General features: G+C 43.4%; 1 protein-coding gene. It reads right to left on the bottom strand.

The window, feature by feature from the left end; translation table 11 throughout:
* Positions 1–26 precede the first annotated feature (26 nt).
* Positions 27–1,127, bottom strand: coding sequence for an ISAs1 family transposase (locus AB4493_RS22150; protein ID WP_102319868.1), 1,101 nt, complete (start codon positions 1,125–1,127; stop codon positions 27–29).
* Positions 1,128–1,195: the final 68 nt, after the last annotated feature.

Below are 1,195 nucleotides of genomic sequence, written 5' to 3'. Positions count from 1 at the left end.
CAGGGCGCGAGCACACTTTGTTCAATTTATAACCCAAAGAAGACTCGTGCCCGATAATCATCGTTCCAAGCAGCCTTCTTCAACTTCACTTTTTGGCTTGGTGCACCACATTCGCATTGCTTCAGCATGTTCATCACAAAGCGTCTAAACAACGCTATATTTTCTACAGCACCATCTAGCGTGATCCGTGAGTAATCCTCTTTAAAAACAACATCTAATACGTAATGCTGGCTGTTTTCAATACGCCAATGCTGACGAATGTAGTGGCCTAGCATTTTGTGATTCGGCGACATAGAGCTTATGTAATATGAGGTGTCTACACTTCCTTTTCCGTTGATCACTCGATGCCGCTCCACCGCAATGATGCTTCGTACTGTCGGCCATTTCTCCGCAAGCTCTTTAGGTAACTTAGCCTTTAACTGAAATACATATCTTTCTTCACTGCGGCCATGGTGCTTCTCTTTGATTTCGGTAACTATTTTCTCTTTACCTGCTTCAAAGACAGCTTGAAATTGCTCCACAATAGCCACTCTCAATTTGGGCTGGTTGTTCTTCACTTGAACAACAACGTGAGCCTTTTTCTCTGCAATTTTCTCGAGCGTATCGCGCTGACAATGCAGGGCATCAATGGTGATGACACTGCCTTTTACGTTAATAACATCAAGCATTTGGCGTACAACGTTGATCTCGCCATTTTTGCTCTCAGTCGGCTTTTGACTCAAAACGAGGCCACGTTCAGTGTCGTAGGCGGTAACCAATTGTAACGCTGTTTTTTTGTCATTTCGGTATGAGCCACGCAGCACTTTTCCATCGAATGCGATTATCGGCTTGTGTTGACTAGTGCGTTGCTCGTTAATCCACAGGGCTAATGCCTCTAGCAAAGATTCTGCGACAACTGAACGTAAAATACGGGCTATTGTATGCCGACGTGGAATACCATGTTCAAATGTTCTGTATTTTCTCAGCCAATCTAGTTTGTCTTTCCCAAACAATTCAATATCTTGCCATCCTTCACATCCAGATGCGATGGCGCTAATTACAAGGAACATGACATCGATAAGATCATGCTTCTGATTAATGTCTGACCGAGTGTCTTGGACGACTGATAAGTGTTCGATTAAGTTCAAAATGGCTGTGTGATTGTGGATTTAGCACTATTAGATCATATTTGTTAACAAAGTGCGATCCCGCCCTG

Source organism: Vibrio sp. 10N.222.55.A1, from assembly GCF_041473835.1.
GTDB lineage: Bacteria > Pseudomonadota > Gammaproteobacteria > Enterobacterales > Vibrionaceae > Vibrio > Vibrio crassostreae_C.
This window is presented reverse-complemented; position numbering and strand designations above follow the sequence as displayed.